The organism is Hoeflea sp. CAU 1731, assembly GCF_039888615.1.
Taxonomy (GTDB): domain Bacteria; phylum Pseudomonadota; class Alphaproteobacteria; order Rhizobiales; family Rhizobiaceae; genus Flavimaribacter.
This window is the reverse complement of record NZ_JBDQQS010000005.1, coordinates 148,830-165,102: the sequence shown is the minus strand read 5'-3', so window position 1 is coordinate 165,102 and position 16,273 is coordinate 148,830. Positions and strand designations below refer to the sequence as shown.

The window sequence follows — 16,273 nt, the reverse complement described above, 5'->3', positions numbered from 1 at the left end:
TGCTTACGGACTGTTACGAGCGGACAGTTGGCGTCGGCGTTCTAGCGCCGCGCAATACGCGAAAAGGGCGCAGAATGCAAAACACACCTGTTGCAGCAGCGCAACCGACAGGTTGCGATCGAGCGACTGACCGCCGGAATAGCCCTGCGGGCATTGCACCGCAGCCAGCAGGCTGGCGCCAGCCGCAACCAGCGTCACAAGGAACTGGAGCGGGGCAATCCCGTCCGTTGCATCAAGGGAGGAAGATTCCAGGAGGTGTAGCGAGCGCTCCGCCTCTACCGACGGTTTACTTTCGTGTTCAACGCCAATATCTCCATCTGGTGGAAAAAACGCGACCGGAAGCAATCAGGAGATTTCGATGAACTATACCCCTTCACCCTCGCGCTACGACGCGATGGTTTATCGCCGCTGTGGCCACTCCGGTCTCAAGCTCCCGGCTATATCGCTCGGCCTCTGGCACAATTTCGGCGAGGACGCCAATCACGAGACCAAGCGGGCGATCTGCCGCGAAGCCTTCGAATGCGGCATTACCCATTTTGATCTCGCCAACAATTACGGGCCGCCGCCGGGAAGCGCAGAAGAAGCTTTCGGCGAAATTCTCAAGACGGATTTGCGGGGATATAGAAACGAGATCGTCATTTCCTCGAAAGCCGGCTACGGCATGTGGCCCGGCCCCTACGGAGAATGGGGAAGCCGCAAATATCTCATCTCCTCCTGCGAAGATTCGTTGAGGCGCATGGGGGTGGACTATGTCGACATTTTCTACTCTCACCGTTTCGACCCTGAAACTCCGCTGGAAGAAACGATGGGCGCGCTCGACAGTCTCGTTCGTCAAGGCAAGGCGCTTTATGTCGGCCTATCCTCCTACAATTCCGACCGGACGCGCGAGGCTGTCCGCATTCTGGGCGAGATGGGCACGCCGCTGCTGATCCATCAGCCGAGCTACAACATGCTCAACCGATGGGTCGAGCGCGACGGACTGAAGGAAACGCTTGCCGAACTTGGCGTCGGATCGATCGCGTTTACGCCGCTAGCACAGGGCATGCTGACCGGCAAATACCTCAAAGGTATTCCGGAAGGCTCGCGCGCCACCCAGGGCAAGTCGCTGCGGCCTACAATGATCAATGAACAGGCGATCGCCCACCTCAACAAGTTGAACGAGATTGCGCAGGCGCGCGGCCAGTCCCTCGCGCAGATGGCGATCGCCTGGGTGCTGCGTAACGAAGGCATTACCTCGGCCCTGATCGGCGCGTCCAGACCCGAACAGGTGACCGATTGCGTCGGCGCCGTGTCCAATCTTGAGTTCACCAAGGACGAACTGAAGCTGATCGACGACTACGCCCGCGAGGAAGACATCAATCTGTGGGCGCTGTCTTCCGACAGTTAACCTTCATTCAGCCTGCCGCGCCAGATCGGTGTGGCCGGCCGCCAATTCCCGCATCCGCGCTTCCACATGCGGCGCTGGAAGCGAGGAACGCCGCGTTTTCAGACTGACGTGAATCAGCAACTGGTCGCAGGACGCGAGAGCGCCGCCCTTGGCGTCGAGCATGCGGTGGCGAAGACGCAGTTTCTTGCCGGCGGTTTCCAAAACGACCGTCTCGACCCGGATCGGGTCTCCAGCCAAGGATTCGTTGAGAAACGCAGTCTTCGTCTCCACGGTGAAGAAACTTCGACCCCCTGTAACATAGGTTTCATCTGCGCCGATCATGACCATGACCGTGTCTGCGGCGTCGGAAAACACCTGGCCATAACGGCTTTCATTCATGTGGCCATTATAGTCGGTCCAATCGATCGGGATCACCCGTGATACGGTTTCGATCGGTTTTCCGGGCGTGAAGGCGGTCGGCGCCGCGATCTGTTTCTGGTGCCGGTTGAGGATCCGTCCCGCAGCACTGTTCTGCCCCTTGAGCGCGCGCATCATGGCGACGAGATTGTTGTCGCGCAGCTGCTCCAGTTCATTGATCGTCATGCGCCCGGACTGTGCGTCAGACTGACTGGCGATGGTCGTAACCAGGTCATCGGTCAAATCCGGGACGTCGGTCAGTTTGGTCCAGGGCCATTTCAGGGCCGGGCCGAACTGCTCGATAAAATGCTTTATGCCAGCTTCGCCTCCGGCGATGCGATAGGTTTCGAAAAGACCCATCTGCGCCCATCGCAGGCCAAAGCCATAGCGGATCGCGTCATCGATTTCCTGCGTCGTGGCGACGCCATCGCGCACCAACCAAAGCGCCTCGCGCCATACGGCCTCCAGCAGTCTATCTGCGATGTGGGCGTCGATTTCGCCGCGCACCTGCAAGGGAAACATGCCGAGCGAGGCAAGGATCGCGGAAGCCTGTTCGATCACATCGGCTGCGTTGTTCTTCGAGCCGACCATTTCGACGAGAGGCAGCAGATAAACCGGATTGAACGGATGGGCGACGATGATCCGCTCCGGCCGATCGACCCCGGATTGGAGATCGCTTGGCGTGAAGCCGGAGGTGGACGATCCGATGATCGCCTCAGTCGAAGCATCAGTGATGATATCGCTCAGAATTCGATGCTTGAGGTCGAGCCGTTCCGGCGCGCTCTCCTGCACCCAGTCCGCACCGGCGACAGCCTCGGCAAGCGTGCCGCAGATATCCAGTCGTCCTTCGGCCGGCAGGCGCGATTCATAGAGCATCGGCAACGCATGGCGCGCATTGGAGAGCACGGCCTCAATCTTGCGGCCAGCTTCCGGATCCGGATCGTACAGCTTTACGTCCCAGCCGTTGAGAAGGAAGCGGGCAAGCCAGCCTCCGCCGATCACGCCGCCGCCGATGATCGCAGCTGTCCGCTTCATGACGGCGCCCGTTTTGTCAGAGCCAGCATGTCGCGCACGGCGGACGGGCCGATGACGCGCGCTCCCATGCGTTCGATGATGCTGGCTGCGCGTTCAACGAGTTGCGCATTGGTGGCCAGGACTCCCTTGTCCAGATAGAGATTGTCTTCCAGGCCGACCCGGACATTGCCGCCGGCGAGCACCGCCGCCGCGACATAGGCCATCTGATCGCGACCAAGCGAAAACGCCGACCAGAACCATTCGTCCGGCACGTTGTTGACCATCGCCATGAAAGTGTTCAGATCGTTCGGCGCGCCCCATGGAACACCCATGCACAGCTGAACGAGGGCTGGACCGGCGAGCGTTCCCTCACGCACAAGTTCCTTCGCAAACCACAGGTGTCCGGTGTCGAAGGCTTCGATTTCGGGCTTGACGCCGAGTTCCGTCATCGCCTTGCCCATGGACCTGAGCATGCCCGGCGTGTTGGTCATTACATAATCAGCTTCGGCGAAATTCATCGTGCCGCAATCGAGCGTGCAGATTTCCGGTAGACATTGAGCGATGTGAGCGACGCGCTCGGCAGCCCCGATCATGTCCGTCGCAGCCTCGTTCAATGGAATCGGCGCATCCGCAGATCCGAAGACGATATCACCGCCCATGCCGGCGGTCAGGTTCAACACCACGTCGACCTCTGCGTCACGAATGCGTTCGGTGACCTCGCGATAGAGCGCCGGATCGCGCGACGGCGCGCCGGATTGCGGATCGCGCACGTGACAGTGCACGATGGCGGCTCCGGCTTTCGCCGCATCGATTGCGCTCGCAGCGATTTCCCGCGGCGAACGCGGCACATGCGGCGACCGGTCCTGTGTTCCGCCCGAACCGGTGACGGCGCAGGTAATGAAAACGTCCCTGTTCATCTCTAGCGGCATCGATCACCTCCCGTGGTCAAAGCGGCACTGAATATCGAAATTCCGTCGAGCGCCGTGCTGAAAGAGACATCCTTTTCCAGATTTCAACCAGTTTGCTTCGTCTCAAAACTCAATCCGGAATTGGCCGCGAGGCCCAATCTTGTGTATCGTCGCCCACCAGATCATGGATCGAAGCGCGCCCGGTCTGTTTTACTATCTGCTCAAGACCGTTTGTTATCCTCTGCGCCAACAAGGGACCCTGATAGACGAAACCGGTGTAAAGCTGCACCAGATTTGCGCCGGCGCGGATCTTCGTGGCGGCGGTATCGGCGGAATCGACGCCGCCTACTCCAATCAGAGTAAAGCTTTGTCCGAGCCGCTGGCGCATCTTTGCAAGCACGATCGTGGAGCGTTCGAACAGCGGCGGACCGGACAGCCCTCCGCCTTCCGACGCTTGAGACCCATCGGAAACGCCCTTTCTCGACAGCGTCGAGTTTGACACAATCACGCCGTCGATAGAACTCGTCGTCGTTTCGGCGGCGATGTCATCCAGATCACTTTCGACAAGATCCGGAGCGATCTTCAGGAAAATCGGCCGGTAGTCTGCACCTGCGTCCAGGCGCGCCGCGCGCGCCTCACTGACCGATCGCAGCAGCAGGGCGAGGTTTTGGCGCGATTGAAGGTCGCGCAAGCCCGGCGTGTTCGGCGAGGAGATGTTGACAGTGAAATAGTCGGCGACATCGTAGAAGGTCTCGACGCCGAGCCGATAGTCGGCGATGCGGTCGGCGCTGTCCTTGTTGGCGCCGACGTTCACGCCCACCGGGCCGTCCCGCCTTCGGACGCGACCTTTGAGGCGGGCCAGCGCCGCATCATGCCCCTTGTTGTTGAAGCCCATGCGATTGATGATCGCTTCGTCACTAGCAATACGGAAGATCCGGGGTTTCGGGTTTCCGTCCTGCGCAAGCGGCGTCACCGTGCCGACTTCCGTGAAACCGAATCCGAGATCGAGGATCGCATCGGGAACCACTGCATTCTTGTCGAAGCCCGCCGCCATTCCCACCGGATTGGCGAACACCAACCCGGCTGTGCGCACAACGAGGCTGGCGGCGCGACGCGCCTTTGGCCGCGGGACCAAGCCACGCTGCAATGCGCGCACGGACAGGCCGTGCGCGGTTTCCGGATCAAGCGTGAACAGCAATTTGCGGCCAATCGCCTGGTAGAGGTGATCCATCAGGCGAGATCCGGCAGACTGTGCCGGCCGTCAGGTCCAAGCGGCAGCGGCTTGACCCATAGAACAGCCCCTGTTTGCAAGGTTGCATAGAGATGCGGAAAAAGAGCGCCGCCGCGCGACGGTTCATATTTGAGATCACCGCCTAGAGGTTCGGCGTCGACCGCGACAAGCAGCAGATCGTCCTGTCCGGCGAAGTGTTTCGCCGCGGTTTCTGCAAGTTGGCCGGCGGTCGAGAAATGGATGTATCCGTCTGTGAAATCGACAGGCGCGCCTTCGAAAACGCCTTGTTCTTCGGCTGCGCGCCAAAGCTCCCGGGGAACGATCTTGTAAATGGTCTCGCGCATGGATGTGTCGTGGTCCGTTCTGCTTTTTCAAACACGGTCTATCGCCTTTGCGCCGGTCTTGAAAGGAAGTCGATGCACCGACGGTGGGCGCAGGGCCAGTTTTCCCGGCATTTTGCGCATTATCACAGTTTGGCGGTAATCCGGTGTTATCATCCAATCCTTGTTGCAACGGGAGCGCATCATGGTCCGCATTGGCCTAGCCGCATTCATGTCATTATCCATCCTCGGATCAGCCTACAGTCAGGAGGGGCGTTTCGTGTTCGAGTCCAACGACGATGGATATGTGCGCTTCGACACGAAAACGGGTGAGATTTCGATCTGCCGCGTCGTCAATGATCAGGCCGTCTGTCGGATGGCAGCCGACGAACGCAAGGCTTTGGAAGAGCAGATCGAGTTGCTGCAGGAAAGGGTCGACGAGCTTCAGACAGAGCTCGCAGCATCGGAGTCCGGGGGCCACGGCGGATTTCCGAGCGAGGAGGATCTGGACCGGACTATGGGCTTCGTTGAAAATATGTTCCGCCGTTTCAACGATCTGGTCGATGACCTTGAAACGGACCGGACCGATCCCGCTCCGAACGCCGGAGAGCGCGAATAATCGCCGCGGGAACCGCGCGCCCACAGAATACAAGCCATGTTAGACTATCGAACTCACGCCGGTAGCGGTATCATGGCGTTCATGCGTACGACATACATCGTCGGCTGCGCGGGACAGTTGATGTGAATATTGGGAATTGGTTGCGGCTTGTGCACAAGGGGGCCCGGGTGTCCGGGAGGGATCGCTCTATCGTTTCCTTGAAAACCGAGTTCGTTCGGTATGGGGAGGAAAGCCGCTCGGTAAGCTTCTGGGAGGGGCTTGGTAATTCATGAAGACATTCATCATTGCAGATGATCACCCGTTGTTCCGGGGCGCCCTCAGGCAGGCCCTGTCGAACATGGGCGATGATCTGGAAATCGTTGAGGCCGGCGATTTTGACGCGGTCCGCAAAGCTGCGGACGAATATCCCGAGGCGGATATCCTGCTGCTCGACCTGACGATGCCGGGTGTAAGCGGCCTGTCAGGTCTGATTTCCCTTCGCGCGGAATATGTGAGCCTGCCGGTCGTCATCGTATCGGCCACCGACGATCCGGCGACGATCCGCCGCGCTCTCGATCTGGGGGCATCCGGCTTTATCTCCAAATCCGCAAGCCTTGAAGAGATCCGCAACGGCGTCCTGTCGGTTCTCGACGGCAATATCTGGACGCCCGGCGGCTTCGACCCCGGCGTTGAAAGCGATCCTGAAATGGCTGATCTTATTGCAAGACTGCGAACGTTGACGCCGCAACAAAGTCGGGTGCTTGGGATGCTGGCGGAGGGTTTGCTCAACAAGCAGATCGCATACGAGCTCGGGGTATCGGAGGCCACGATCAAGGCGCATGTCTCGGCGGTGTTGCAGAAGCTTGCAGTCGACAGCCGCACACAGGCGGTCATTCAGTATTCCAGGATCGGGACGGAGGGGCTGGACAGGGAAAGCGGCGTCGTCGTCTCGCAAACGTAACACCCGGACTTGCCCGTTGTTATAGCCGCTACGCCTTTTGTTTTATCGCCTTCCGAACTGACGTCCCGCGAGCACAATCCGTGACATTGCTGTGTAGAAACACACGGCCGCAAAGATATAAGCCAGAATCGGAAATACACCTGGAAACAGGCAGAAAGCTGAAAGCACGGCGATCGTTTCCGTTCCTTCCGCGAGCCCAGTGGTGAAATAGAGCGACTTGTCGCCGCGTCTGTTGCTGATCATGTCGTGGCGTTCGGCGAGGATTGCGAAAGCGAGAAACGTCGATCCATTGATGTAGAAGGAGAAGATCAGCACGCCGCCGGCGACCGCATTGGCGGCGGGATTGGCGACAATGAAGGCGAGCGGGATAGCGCCGTAGACGACGAAATCGAGCACTATGTCGAGATATCCGCCATAATCAGACGGCTTTGTCGCCCTGGCGATGGCCCCGTCGAGCCCGTCGCAAAGCCGGCTTGTAAGCAGTAGCGCGAGGCCGACCAGGTAAAACTCGAATGCGATGGCGCCGGCCGCCAAGAGCCCGATAGCGCCACCGGCGACCGTGACGGAATTCGCGCTGACGCCGGCGGCGGCCAGACGCGCGCCGATGCGATCGAGCGCCGGATCGATCAATTTTCTGACTTCGCCGTCGAGCATTAGCCTCTCTTTCGTTCCCATTCGCTGTAGTTCAATTCCTGCCCGGTCGGAAAGCGCGATTTCTCACAATCCTGTGTGTACGCGATGCGTTCACAAAAGCCGAAATCGCAAAAGAGTTTACCAGTCTGACTGTTCATGCTTATAGATTGGAACCGGAAAGCGTCGGTTTTTCCACTCCGGCGACAGGACAATGTATCGAGCGCAAACACACGATATAGAAGTCACCGTGGAGCCATTTTACCTGGAAGAGCAGTCGCGTCCGGATGACAGCCGGTATGTATGGGGTTATCGCATCAACATTACCAACCATTCGCGCCACCGCGTCCAGTTGCGCGAGCGATACTGGAAGATCATTGATCAGAACGGCTATGTCGAAGAAGTTTCAGGTCCGGGCGTAATCGGGGAACAGCCGGTACTCGATCCTGGCGACAGCTACGAATATTCATCCGGATGCCCACTGGATACCCCGTCCGGCACAATGGTTGGAAACTATCTTATGGCGCGCGCCGACGGTCAGGAACTCACCGTGGCTATACCAGCGTTCTCGCTGGACATTCCGGGCACGGCGAGAACAATCAATTGAAGCGCGGTCTGGATTTACGGCCTATTATCCTGGTCACCGGCATTCTTGTGACCACGCTTGGCGTCGCCATGATCCTGCCAGCAATCGTCGACCTGGCGGCGGGCAATCCCGACTGGGGGGTATTTCTGGCTTCATCAATGCTGACCTCGCTCGTGGGGTTCAGCCTTTTCATGGCTGCGCGGGGTACGCCGAAAGGCCTGTCCACGCGACAGGCCCTGCTAATGACCGTCGTATCGTGGCTGGCCCTGGTCGCCTTTGGCGCCCTGCCCTTTATGTGGTCCGGCATTGTCGACGGCTACACCGACGCCTTTTTCGAATCGATGTCTGGTTTGACGACAACGGGGGCGACGGTCATCGTCGATCTCGACGCGGCGCCGCCGGGAATCTTGTTCTGGCGCGGTCTTTTGCAATGGCTTGGCGGTCTTGGCATCATTGTCATGGCGATCGCCGTCCTGCCGATGCTTCAAATCGGCGGTCTGCAGCTGTTCAAAGCTGAAGCCTTCGACACGGCGGGCAAGATCCTGCCGAAGGCAGCACAGATCTCGAGCTCGATCACCCTTGTCTTCATCGCCTTTACCGTCATCTGCTGCGCATTGTTCGCGGCGGCCGGAATGCCAATCGGCGACGCCGTGATACACTCCATGACGACCGTCGCCACCGGCGGCTTCTCCACCAAGGACCTATCGATCGGCCACTATCACAGCGCAGCCATAGACTGGATCACAATCGTCTTCATGATCCTCGGCTCGATCCCTTTCGTGCTCTATGTACAGACGCTACAGGGACGGCTGAGGCCGATCCTTATCGATTCCCAGGTCCATGTGTTTCTCGGCACCGTGCTGACTGCGACGATCATCGCCTGGCTTATGGCGCATTACGGGCAATTCCACGTTGGCCTGGAGGGCTTGCGTTATGCGGCGTTCAACGTGGTGTCCATCCTGACGGGAACGGGCTACGCCACGACGGATTACGGCATCTGGGGCCCACATGCGACGTCGTTCTTCTTCGTCATCATGTTTATCGGCGGATGCGCCGGTTCGACCTCCTGCGGCATCAAGATCTTCAGGTTCCAAGTGGTCTTCGAGGCGGTTCGCCAGCACATAAACCAGGTCATGTATCCGCATGGCATCTTCCGACCCAAATTCAACGGCCGCCCAATCGAGATGGCTGTCATTGCATCGGTGATGAGCTTCCTGTTCCTCTATATCATCAGCTTCGGGGTGATCGCCGCCGCCTTGTTGATGACGGGGCTCGACACGACCACAGCACTGTCGGGCGCCGGATCGGCCATTTCCAATGTGGGACCCGGATTAGGCAGGATCATCGGACCGGCGGGCAACTACGCTCCGCTGAACGACACGGCGAAATGGATATTGTCGGCGGGCATGCTGCTCGGTCGGCTGGAACTGTTTACGATCCTGGTGTTGTTCCTGCCGCGCTTCTGGAGAAATTGATTGTCAAAATTACTCGGCCGGAGATTGCGCTCGCCTTTGACCGAATAGGGCGACAAAGGCGGCGCGGATATCGTAGCCGATACCCATCAGCGCCGGCACGAGGAACAGCACCAGCAGGGTCGCCATGGCGAGACCGAAGACGATGGTAATCGCCATCGGCAGCAGGAACTGCGCTTGCTGACTCTTCTCGAACAGCAATGGCAGCAGTCCGCCTATCGTGGTGAGCGATGTCAGAAGCACCGCCCGGAATCTGTCACGGCTCGCACCGATCGCGGCCTGGTCGACCGTGTCGCCATCCGCCAATCGCTCGTCCATGCGGGCGACGAGGATGATGGAGTCATTGACGAGAATGCCGCTTAATCCAAGGAGACCAGCCATGGAGACAATGGTGAGCTGATAGCCGAGGATCCAGTGACCGAAAACGGCGCCGACGATGCCAAAAGGGATGATCAACATGACGGCGAAGGGCCGCCAGTAGCTGGCGAAAACCCAGGCGAGAATAATATAAATGACGGAGAGCGCCACCAGCAGACCGAGCTTGAGGTCGGCAAAGGCGTTTTCCTGTTCCTCCGAACGGCCGGCATATTCATAACGCAATCCGTATTTCGAGGCGATTCTTTCAACCGTTCCGCGGTGTTCGAGTTCCTCGATCACATTGTCCGTGGTGGTGATCTCGTTGTCGATGTCTCCGGCAATCGATATTCGCGTCTTGCCGTCGCGCCGGGAAATATAGGCGAAACCCTGCTGCTCGCGCAGTTCCGCCACTTCGGTCAGCGGAACGAAGTCGCCCGACGGGCTCCTCAGCTCGAAATTGCGCAGGGCGCCGGTTCCCGGATCACGCATGCGCTGATAGAGCCTGACCGTTATCTCGTCATCGCCGTCGGCGAAGCGGTGGGCGATCTCGCCATCAAAGGCGTTTCGAAGCTGACGACCAATGCTTTCTGCGGTAAATCCAAGGGCAGCGCCGCGCGGCAGCATTTCGATGACGAGTTCGGGCTTGCCGAAAGGCAGATTGTCGTCGACGCCGGACACGCCGTTGATGGAGGACAGGACCGGAATGACCTCCGCAGCCGCCGCCTTGAGGTCGGCGACGCGGTCTCCCAGCAGCACCACGTCGATATCGCGTCCCGGCGGGCCGCCGCGCGACTGGAACACGGAGAAACGCGTCACGCCTGGAATATCCGGCACCGCTGCCGCCCAGGCGCGCACGATATCCGAGGTGCGCACGGTGCGTTTCTCGGACACCGTCAGCTGCACCTTGATGGAGGCGCTTGTTCCACCGTAGCGGCTAGCCTTGCTGAAGAGCGTCACAATAGAGGTCGCCAGCTTTTCCTGACCGTCGGGCAGTTCCTGCTCGATGTCGCGGAAGGCTGATTCAATGCGGTCGATCGCGGCCAGCGCATCGGCTTCCGGAAGTCCGGCCACAAAACTGACATTGCCGCGAATACTTTCCGCCTCGGGCGACGGAAAGAAGACGAATTCGACGCGCTTTCCAACAGTAAACCCGATGGCGATGACCAGGATCAGCCCCATCGCGATCGAGAGCGTGACGTAGCGCCAACGATAGGAAAGCGTCACGAGACGATCGAAGAGTCCATCGCGGAGCTTCTGGAATCCACCATCGAACCAGTCGCGAAAGCGGTTCTCGCCGCGCGACGATGTGGTCTTTCGGCGGATCAGAAGAAGAACCGCCTCTATAAGGCTCGCGGCCGCCAGTGCGACAACGGCGATCAGGACCGCCGCCGCGACAGGCGGAAGTTGCGCCAGCCTGTCGCCGATCAGAAGCGCAATCGGGCCCGCGCTGGCGGCCAGCGGCGACATCGAGCCGACTGCGAGCGCGGTAATGGCGAATGCAAGGAAAAACTGGCGCCAATAGGACCAGCGTGGATTCGAACGCGCGCCCAGAGAGTGGGCGAGATGGCCTGGCAGCACGAAAAAGCATTCGAGCAGGCTGGCGATGATGACGGCGACGACAACGAGAGGAAGCACGCCCATGATCTGGCCGATCGTGTCGCGGATCAGGGCAATCGGCGCGAAAGAGGCGATCGTGGTGGTCATTGCCGCAAGCACCGGCGCCAGCATCATGCCGACGCCGCGTTCGGCCGCGACCATCGGCGCGTCGCCCATTTCAAGGCGGGTATTGGTGTGTTCGCCGACCACAATCGCGTCGTCCACGACAATCCCGAGCATCATGATAAGGCCGAACAGCGACACCATGTTGATAGTCTGCCCGGAGACATACATGAAGCCGACGGTCGCTAGCATCGCGATGGGAATGCCGGCTGCGACCCACAGCGCCACGCGGGCGTCGAGGAAGATGAACAGCACAATCACCACAAGGATGAGGCCGCCAACGCCATTCCTGACAAGCAGCATGATGCGTTCATAAAGCGCATCGGCCGCCGAGGAATAGACATGCAGCTCGATGTTTTCGGGTAGGCGGGGCCGTATCTCGTTGACGTAATCGTCCAGGATGGCGGCCGTGGCCAGCGTGTCGGCGGAGGTCGCGCGTTTGACGTCGAGTTCGATCGCCACCGACCCTTCGCTGAAACCGCGTGTCTCGTCATCGTCGAAAGATTCGTAGATCGTCGCAATGTCGCGCAGGTAAACCTTTTCGCCGGTCGGCAGCGCCAACACTTCGACCGCGCCGACGGCGCGCGGCGAATCCGCATCCGCCAGCGACCGCAACTGACGTTCGATGTCGCCATCCAGACTTCCCGAAGGGAGATCGTTGCTGTTTGCCGATACGGCGTTGGCGACGTCCTCGATGGTCATTCCAAGGCGGCGCAAGTCCTTATTACCGACGTCGACCCGGATCTCGCGTTCTCGCAGGGCGTTGAACTCGATCTTGTCGATGCCGCGATCGATGAGGTCGTCCCTCATGCGTTTGGCCCATTCCCGCTTGATCCGTTCGGGCGCCGAACCGCTCAGCGACACATAGGCAACGCGGTCGAAGAAGGTCTGGCGCGATATGGTCGGCTGTTCAGCGTCCGCAGGCAAGGTGGTGATCGCCTTGACCGCGGCCTCGACTTCGGACAGGGCCTTCTGCATGTCCGTTCCGTCCTCGAATTCGAGATTGACGGAGCCGGAGCCTTCTCGCGCTGTGGAATCCATGCGATCGACGCCGTCAATAAACCGGACTTCGGGCTCTATGCGCGCGAGCACATTGGCTTCGACATCCTCCGCGCTTGCCCCCGACCAGACAACCGTAACATCGATATTGGGCCGGTCGACGCTCGGAAAAAACTGCGTATTGATCTTGAAGACGGAAAACAGGCCGGCGAGAATCATCAGCGCCATCAGAAGATTTGCGGCGTTCGGATGCCGTATGAACAGGCGCACAAGACCGCTCAATCCGCCTCCGCCACCTTCATCCCGGCGGTCCATTTCGCTCATTGTCGCGGTTCCGCGCCACTGGCGTCGGCGCGCTCTCCGGGCAACCGCACCCTGACGCCTTCATCGGCCTGGGTCAAATGGGTGACGAGCACGACATCGCCTTCCTCAACGCCGTCTCCAAGGATCACGTCGTCTCCGTCATAGGCGGCGACATCGACGCTGCGCTCCGTCAGACGGCCATCGTGCACGACGAAAACGGATACGCCGTCATAGAGCGCAGTTTCGGGGATTCGAAAGGAACCGTCATACGTTCGGTCGGGAACGTTGATCTCGACAAAAGCGCCCGGTCGCATGCGGACGCCGTCGCCAGGATCGAGACGGGCGACGACTTCCACGCCGCCGCGCGCCGAGGCGATCTCGGCGGCTATACGGTCGATCGTTCCGGTATATTGAAAATCATTCTCGCCGACCGACCAGCGCACCTCAATTCTGCGACCGATCAACGGATCGCGATCGGCGACAATCCGGCCATACTGGGCATCAGTAAGGGTAAACCGGACCTCGAGATTCTCGTCGTCATAGATTGTCGCGACAACATCGGAAACGCTGACATTGCGTCCGGCCTCCGCATTGGCGGAACTGACCACGCCGCGAAACGGCGCCGTCAGGCGGACGTTTTCCAAGTTGCGCTCCGCCTCGTCGACGCGCCATTGCAGGCTGTCGACATTGGCGAGTTGCTGGATCCGCTGCGCCTCCAGAATGACCAGATTGTTGCGCCGCTGGCTTGTCGCCTGCTCGCGCTGGGAAACGACGAGCCTACGCTCCTCGACCTGCTTCTGCGTCATCGTCTCGTTCTTGACGAGGGATTCGGCGCGGGCAAGATCGCTGCGGGCAAGGTCAAGCTGAATCTGGGCTTCCTCGAGTTGCTCTCGTTCGGCCGGGATGTTCGCTTCCGTTTCGGTGAGAGCAGCCTTGGCCTTGGCGAGGTTGGCCCGCGCTTCGGCGAGCGCGCCGCTGTAGCTGAATGAATCAATCTCGATCAGCACAGCGTCCTGATCGACATGAAAGCCGGCGCGCAATCGCGGATTGACCGTCACGATCTCGCCGCCGACGAGCGGCCGGAGTTCGACGGACCGCGACGCCTGGACTTCGCCGTAGAGATGCAGGACGGGCTGATTGTCGGCTGCTACAGCTGTTACAGTCTCGACAGCGTAGACCGCAGGACGCGGCGTGCGAACCACCGGCTCGGGACGCGAACCGATAATCCGGTTCATCAGCACGAACGAGCCGGCGAGCACTACGATCATGAGGACGATCTGCACGATGACGCGCAGGCCATTGCTACGCCTCGGCGCTGCAGGATCTGATGCACCCTTGATGGTAGGCGACTTCTCCGCCTGCTCTTCCAGCGATTTCAGCATTGGCTCGTTGTCTGGCTACGTGCTCACCTGGGGGCGGCCCGGGCGGACCAATTCCGCTCCCCGACAGTATTGCACTCACAAAACGACTGCAAAATCAAAATTGTATCATTCTGTAACGCCTCTCGCCGATCTGTCGAGCGAACAGCCAAACGCGCCGTCTTTCACAAAGCGGTGATATCCGCGTTACCTCATGATCCAATCCGGCGTCGTCCTCCGTACTAAGCAGCGTATGTCAACCAACCCCCTGGAGTTAACTATGCTGAATCTGCGTAACACCATCATCGCCGCCACCGCAATCGTACCGCTTGCCTTTACGTCGATTGCCGCCAAAGCCGCGGACATTGTCGACACGGCGGTTGGCGCTGGTCAATTCAACACGCTTGTCGCTGCGGTTCAGGCAGCGGGTCTCGTCGATACCCTGAAAGGCGAAGGTCCGTTTACAGTTTTCGCCCCGACAGACGACGCCTTTGCAAAGCTGCCGGCTGGCACGGTTGAAGATCTGCTGAAACCGGAAAACAAGGACAAGCTCGTTGCCGTCCTGACCTATCACGTCATTCCTGGCAAGGTCATGTCGGGCGATATCGCCGGAAAGGCCATGGAAGTCGATACGGTGCAGGGCTCGAAGCTCTCCATCGATGCGACCAATGGAGTTAAGGTGGACGAAGCGATGGTCGTCACCGCTGACGTGGAAGCCGACAATGGCGTCATCCATGTCATCGACTCCGTCGTTCTGCCTGAATAAGATCTTAGTGCGTGGGGGCTGACGCCTATCGGCCCCCACAATTCATTCTTCCCCTCGATTCAATCCAACGTTTTTGATTGCGCGAGCTGCTTCGCCGCCTCAGCGTACCCGCCTTTCGCTCCATCTATGAAATGCATGTGATTTGAGGTGTGAACGGACGGCGCAACGCAGGTAATGAGCGCCTCGTCCTGGGTGTGCATGCCGTATCTGACCACGCCCTTCCCGACTTCCATATCAAGCACTCCGCGCGCTTTTTCGATGACTTCAGCAGAGGAATCGATGGTCATCATCAGCGAATCGTCGAATTTCCGGTAATCCGAATTTTCCGCGATTTCACGTCTGTATCGCGCGGGGCGAAACCCTCCCACTCTCAGCCCCAGCCGGAACACAGTCCAGGCAAAGGCTGCGTTGAGATACACCCGGATCATCCACAAAGACCTGGACTTTCCCATGCCGGCAACGCGCGACTGAAGGTCGAGGACATTGCCGGGCCACCTTACGCGCGGACCATCAGGCGGCACAGGGTTAAGACGTTCGCCGCCCTCAAGTATGTCGATGACGCGTGACGCCACCTCTGCAAAACGGGCTTGCGAGACGCCTCGCGCCGGTTTGACGATCAAAGACAGAATCATCCCTTGAGCCTCGACGGGACCCCACTGACAGGAGAGGCCGGTGAGATCCGGTCTATCTTCCGCGGCGGTTGGCGCAATTTGCAGAGAACCATTTTTAAGCTGTTCTTCCGCCCATTCCAGCCCGCCTCCCATGAAAGACGCATACTGGACATTGCTAGAGGCTTTCCAGAACGCTACCCGCACATCAAGACCCGCCTTCCGGACAGCCTCGACACTGATCATTCCGACGCGCAAATCCAGCTGCAGTTCCTGTTTCGCCCAAGATGCAACACGCGACAGAGCCTCGGCGGCTTTCTGACTATGACGGGCGGGAACCGCGAAACGCGCTCCATCGCCGCCAAAAATGAAAAGCCTGAGATCGCCGTTCAATGCGTTCGAAACGGCGCTGATCGTGGCCGCCCCCGCCAGGTTCACAGCCTTGTAGCGTCCTTTTGCGATCTCTTCGGTTGAATTGACGATATCGGAAACACCGACATGCCAGTCGTCGGGCAAACCGACGAACCGGGACTGATCCGTCACATTCACGAAATCCTCGATGACCGCCACTGATTTGTACCAGTCGTCTTCCACGTCGACGTTCTCCGGTTTCGATCACCCTCGGTTTACAACCTGACTGTGTGAGTTTCTACGCAGGAT

Annotated in this window: 15 protein-coding genes; 6 read left to right on the top strand and 9 right to left on the bottom strand. The window is 59.5% G+C overall.

What is annotated here, in order from left to right:
• Window positions 1-3: 3 nt before the first annotated feature.
• On the bottom strand, window positions 4-345 hold the full coding sequence (locus AAFN47_RS10375) for a hypothetical protein (RefSeq protein WP_499809149.1): 342 nt from the start codon (window positions 343-345) through the stop codon (window positions 4-6).
• Between the two features lie 13 nt (window positions 346-358).
• Here AAFN47_RS10375 and mgrA point away from each other — a divergent pair, with 13 nt between their 5' ends.
• The gene (gene mgrA, locus AAFN47_RS10370; protein ID WP_499809148.1) at window positions 359-1,387 is read left to right on the top strand and encodes an L-glyceraldehyde 3-phosphate reductase; all 1,029 of its coding nucleotides are present in this window, start codon (window positions 359-361) and stop codon (window positions 1,385-1,387) included.
• Window positions 1,388-1,390: 3 nt separating this feature from the next.
• On the opposite strand, the gene AAFN47_RS10365 is transcribed toward mgrA, so the two are convergent.
• The 4 genes from AAFN47_RS10365 to AAFN47_RS10350 all read right to left on the bottom strand — a co-directional run bounded on the left by AAFN47_RS10365 (window position 1,391) and on the right by AAFN47_RS10350 (window position 5,280).
• On the bottom strand, window positions 1,391-2,818 hold the full coding sequence (locus tag AAFN47_RS10365) for a carnitine 3-dehydrogenase (protein ID WP_499809147.1): 1,428 nt from the start codon (window positions 2,816-2,818) through the stop codon (window positions 1,391-1,393).
• Window positions 2,815-3,726, bottom strand: a complete 912-nt coding sequence (gene bcoG / locus AAFN47_RS10360) for a 3-dehydrocarnitine:acetyl-CoA trimethylamine transferase BcoG (protein ID WP_499809146.1) — start codon at window positions 3,724-3,726, stop codon at window positions 2,815-2,817. The genes AAFN47_RS10365 and bcoG overlap by 4 nt, the downstream gene beginning before the upstream one ends.
• Window positions 3,727-3,835: 109 nt before the next feature.
• Window positions 3,836-4,936 (bottom strand): quinone-dependent dihydroorotate dehydrogenase, encoded by a 1,101-nt coding sequence (locus AAFN47_RS10355; protein ID WP_499809145.1) that lies wholly within the window; start codon window positions 4,934-4,936, stop codon window positions 3,836-3,838.
• On the bottom strand, window positions 4,936-5,280 hold the full coding sequence (locus AAFN47_RS10350) for a DUF952 domain-containing protein (RefSeq protein ID WP_499809144.1): 345 nt from the start codon (window positions 5,278-5,280) through the stop codon (window positions 4,936-4,938). The genes AAFN47_RS10355 and AAFN47_RS10350 overlap by 1 nt, the downstream gene beginning before the upstream one ends.
• A 181-nt stretch (window positions 5,281-5,461) precedes the next feature.
• Here AAFN47_RS10350 and AAFN47_RS10345 point away from each other — a divergent pair, with 181 nt between their 5' ends.
• Both AAFN47_RS10345 and AAFN47_RS10340 read left to right on the top strand, forming a co-directional pair.
• Window positions 5,462-5,875 (top strand): hypothetical protein, encoded by a 414-nt coding sequence (locus tag AAFN47_RS10345; protein WP_499809143.1) that lies wholly within the window; start codon window positions 5,462-5,464, stop codon window positions 5,873-5,875.
• Between the two features lie 268 nt (window positions 5,876-6,143).
• Window positions 6,144-6,815: a response regulator transcription factor gene (locus AAFN47_RS10340; protein WP_499809142.1), complete on the top strand. Its 672-nt coding sequence runs from the start codon at window positions 6,144-6,146 to the stop codon at window positions 6,813-6,815.
• A gap of 42 nt (window positions 6,816-6,857) precedes the next feature.
• Here the strand turns inward: AAFN47_RS10340 and AAFN47_RS10335 are convergent, their stop codons facing one another.
• Window positions 6,858-7,469, bottom strand: coding sequence for a CDP-alcohol phosphatidyltransferase family protein (locus AAFN47_RS10335; protein ID WP_499809141.1), 612 nt, complete (start codon window positions 7,467-7,469; stop codon window positions 6,858-6,860).
• Window positions 7,470-7,659: 190 nt separating this feature from the next.
• Between AAFN47_RS10335 and apaG the strand changes: the two genes are divergently transcribed.
• Both apaG and AAFN47_RS10325 read left to right on the top strand, forming a co-directional pair.
• Window positions 7,660-8,052 (top strand): Co2+/Mg2+ efflux facilitator ApaG/CorD, encoded by a 393-nt coding sequence (apaG, locus tag AAFN47_RS10330; protein WP_499809140.1) that lies wholly within the window; start codon window positions 7,660-7,662, stop codon window positions 8,050-8,052.
• A complete protein-coding gene (locus tag AAFN47_RS10325; RefSeq protein ID WP_499809139.1) occupies window positions 8,049-9,506 on the top strand; it encodes a TrkH family potassium uptake protein in 1,458 nt (485 codons plus the stop codon). Before apaG ends, AAFN47_RS10325 begins: the two co-directional genes overlap by 4 nt.
• Before the next feature lie 9 nt (window positions 9,507-9,515).
• Here the strand turns inward: AAFN47_RS10325 and AAFN47_RS10320 are convergent, their stop codons facing one another.
• Together AAFN47_RS10320 and AAFN47_RS10315 are read right to left on the bottom strand one after the other, a co-directional pair.
• Window positions 9,516-12,902 carry an efflux RND transporter permease subunit gene (locus tag AAFN47_RS10320; protein ID WP_499809138.1) on the bottom strand — a complete coding sequence of 1,129 codons (3,387 nt, stop codon included), beginning with the start codon at window positions 12,900-12,902 and terminating at the stop codon, window positions 9,516-9,518.
• Window positions 12,899-14,263 carry an efflux RND transporter periplasmic adaptor subunit gene (locus AAFN47_RS10315; protein ID WP_499809137.1) on the bottom strand — a complete coding sequence of 455 codons (1,365 nt, stop codon included), beginning with the start codon at window positions 14,261-14,263 and terminating at the stop codon, window positions 12,899-12,901. The genes AAFN47_RS10320 and AAFN47_RS10315 overlap by 4 nt, the downstream gene beginning before the upstream one ends.
• Window positions 14,264-14,519: 256 nt before the next feature.
• Between AAFN47_RS10315 and AAFN47_RS10310 the strand changes: the two genes are divergently transcribed.
• Window positions 14,520-15,005 (top strand): fasciclin domain-containing protein, encoded by a 486-nt coding sequence (locus AAFN47_RS10310; protein ID WP_499809136.1) that lies wholly within the window; start codon window positions 14,520-14,522, stop codon window positions 15,003-15,005.
• A 59-nt stretch (window positions 15,006-15,064) separates the two neighbouring features.
• Here AAFN47_RS10310 and AAFN47_RS10305 read toward each other — a convergent pair whose 3' ends face one another.
• Window positions 15,065-16,207: a DUF3095 domain-containing protein gene (locus tag AAFN47_RS10305; RefSeq protein WP_499809135.1), complete on the bottom strand. Its 1,143-nt coding sequence runs from the start codon at window positions 16,205-16,207 to the stop codon at window positions 15,065-15,067.
• Window positions 16,208-16,273: the final 66 nt, after the last annotated feature.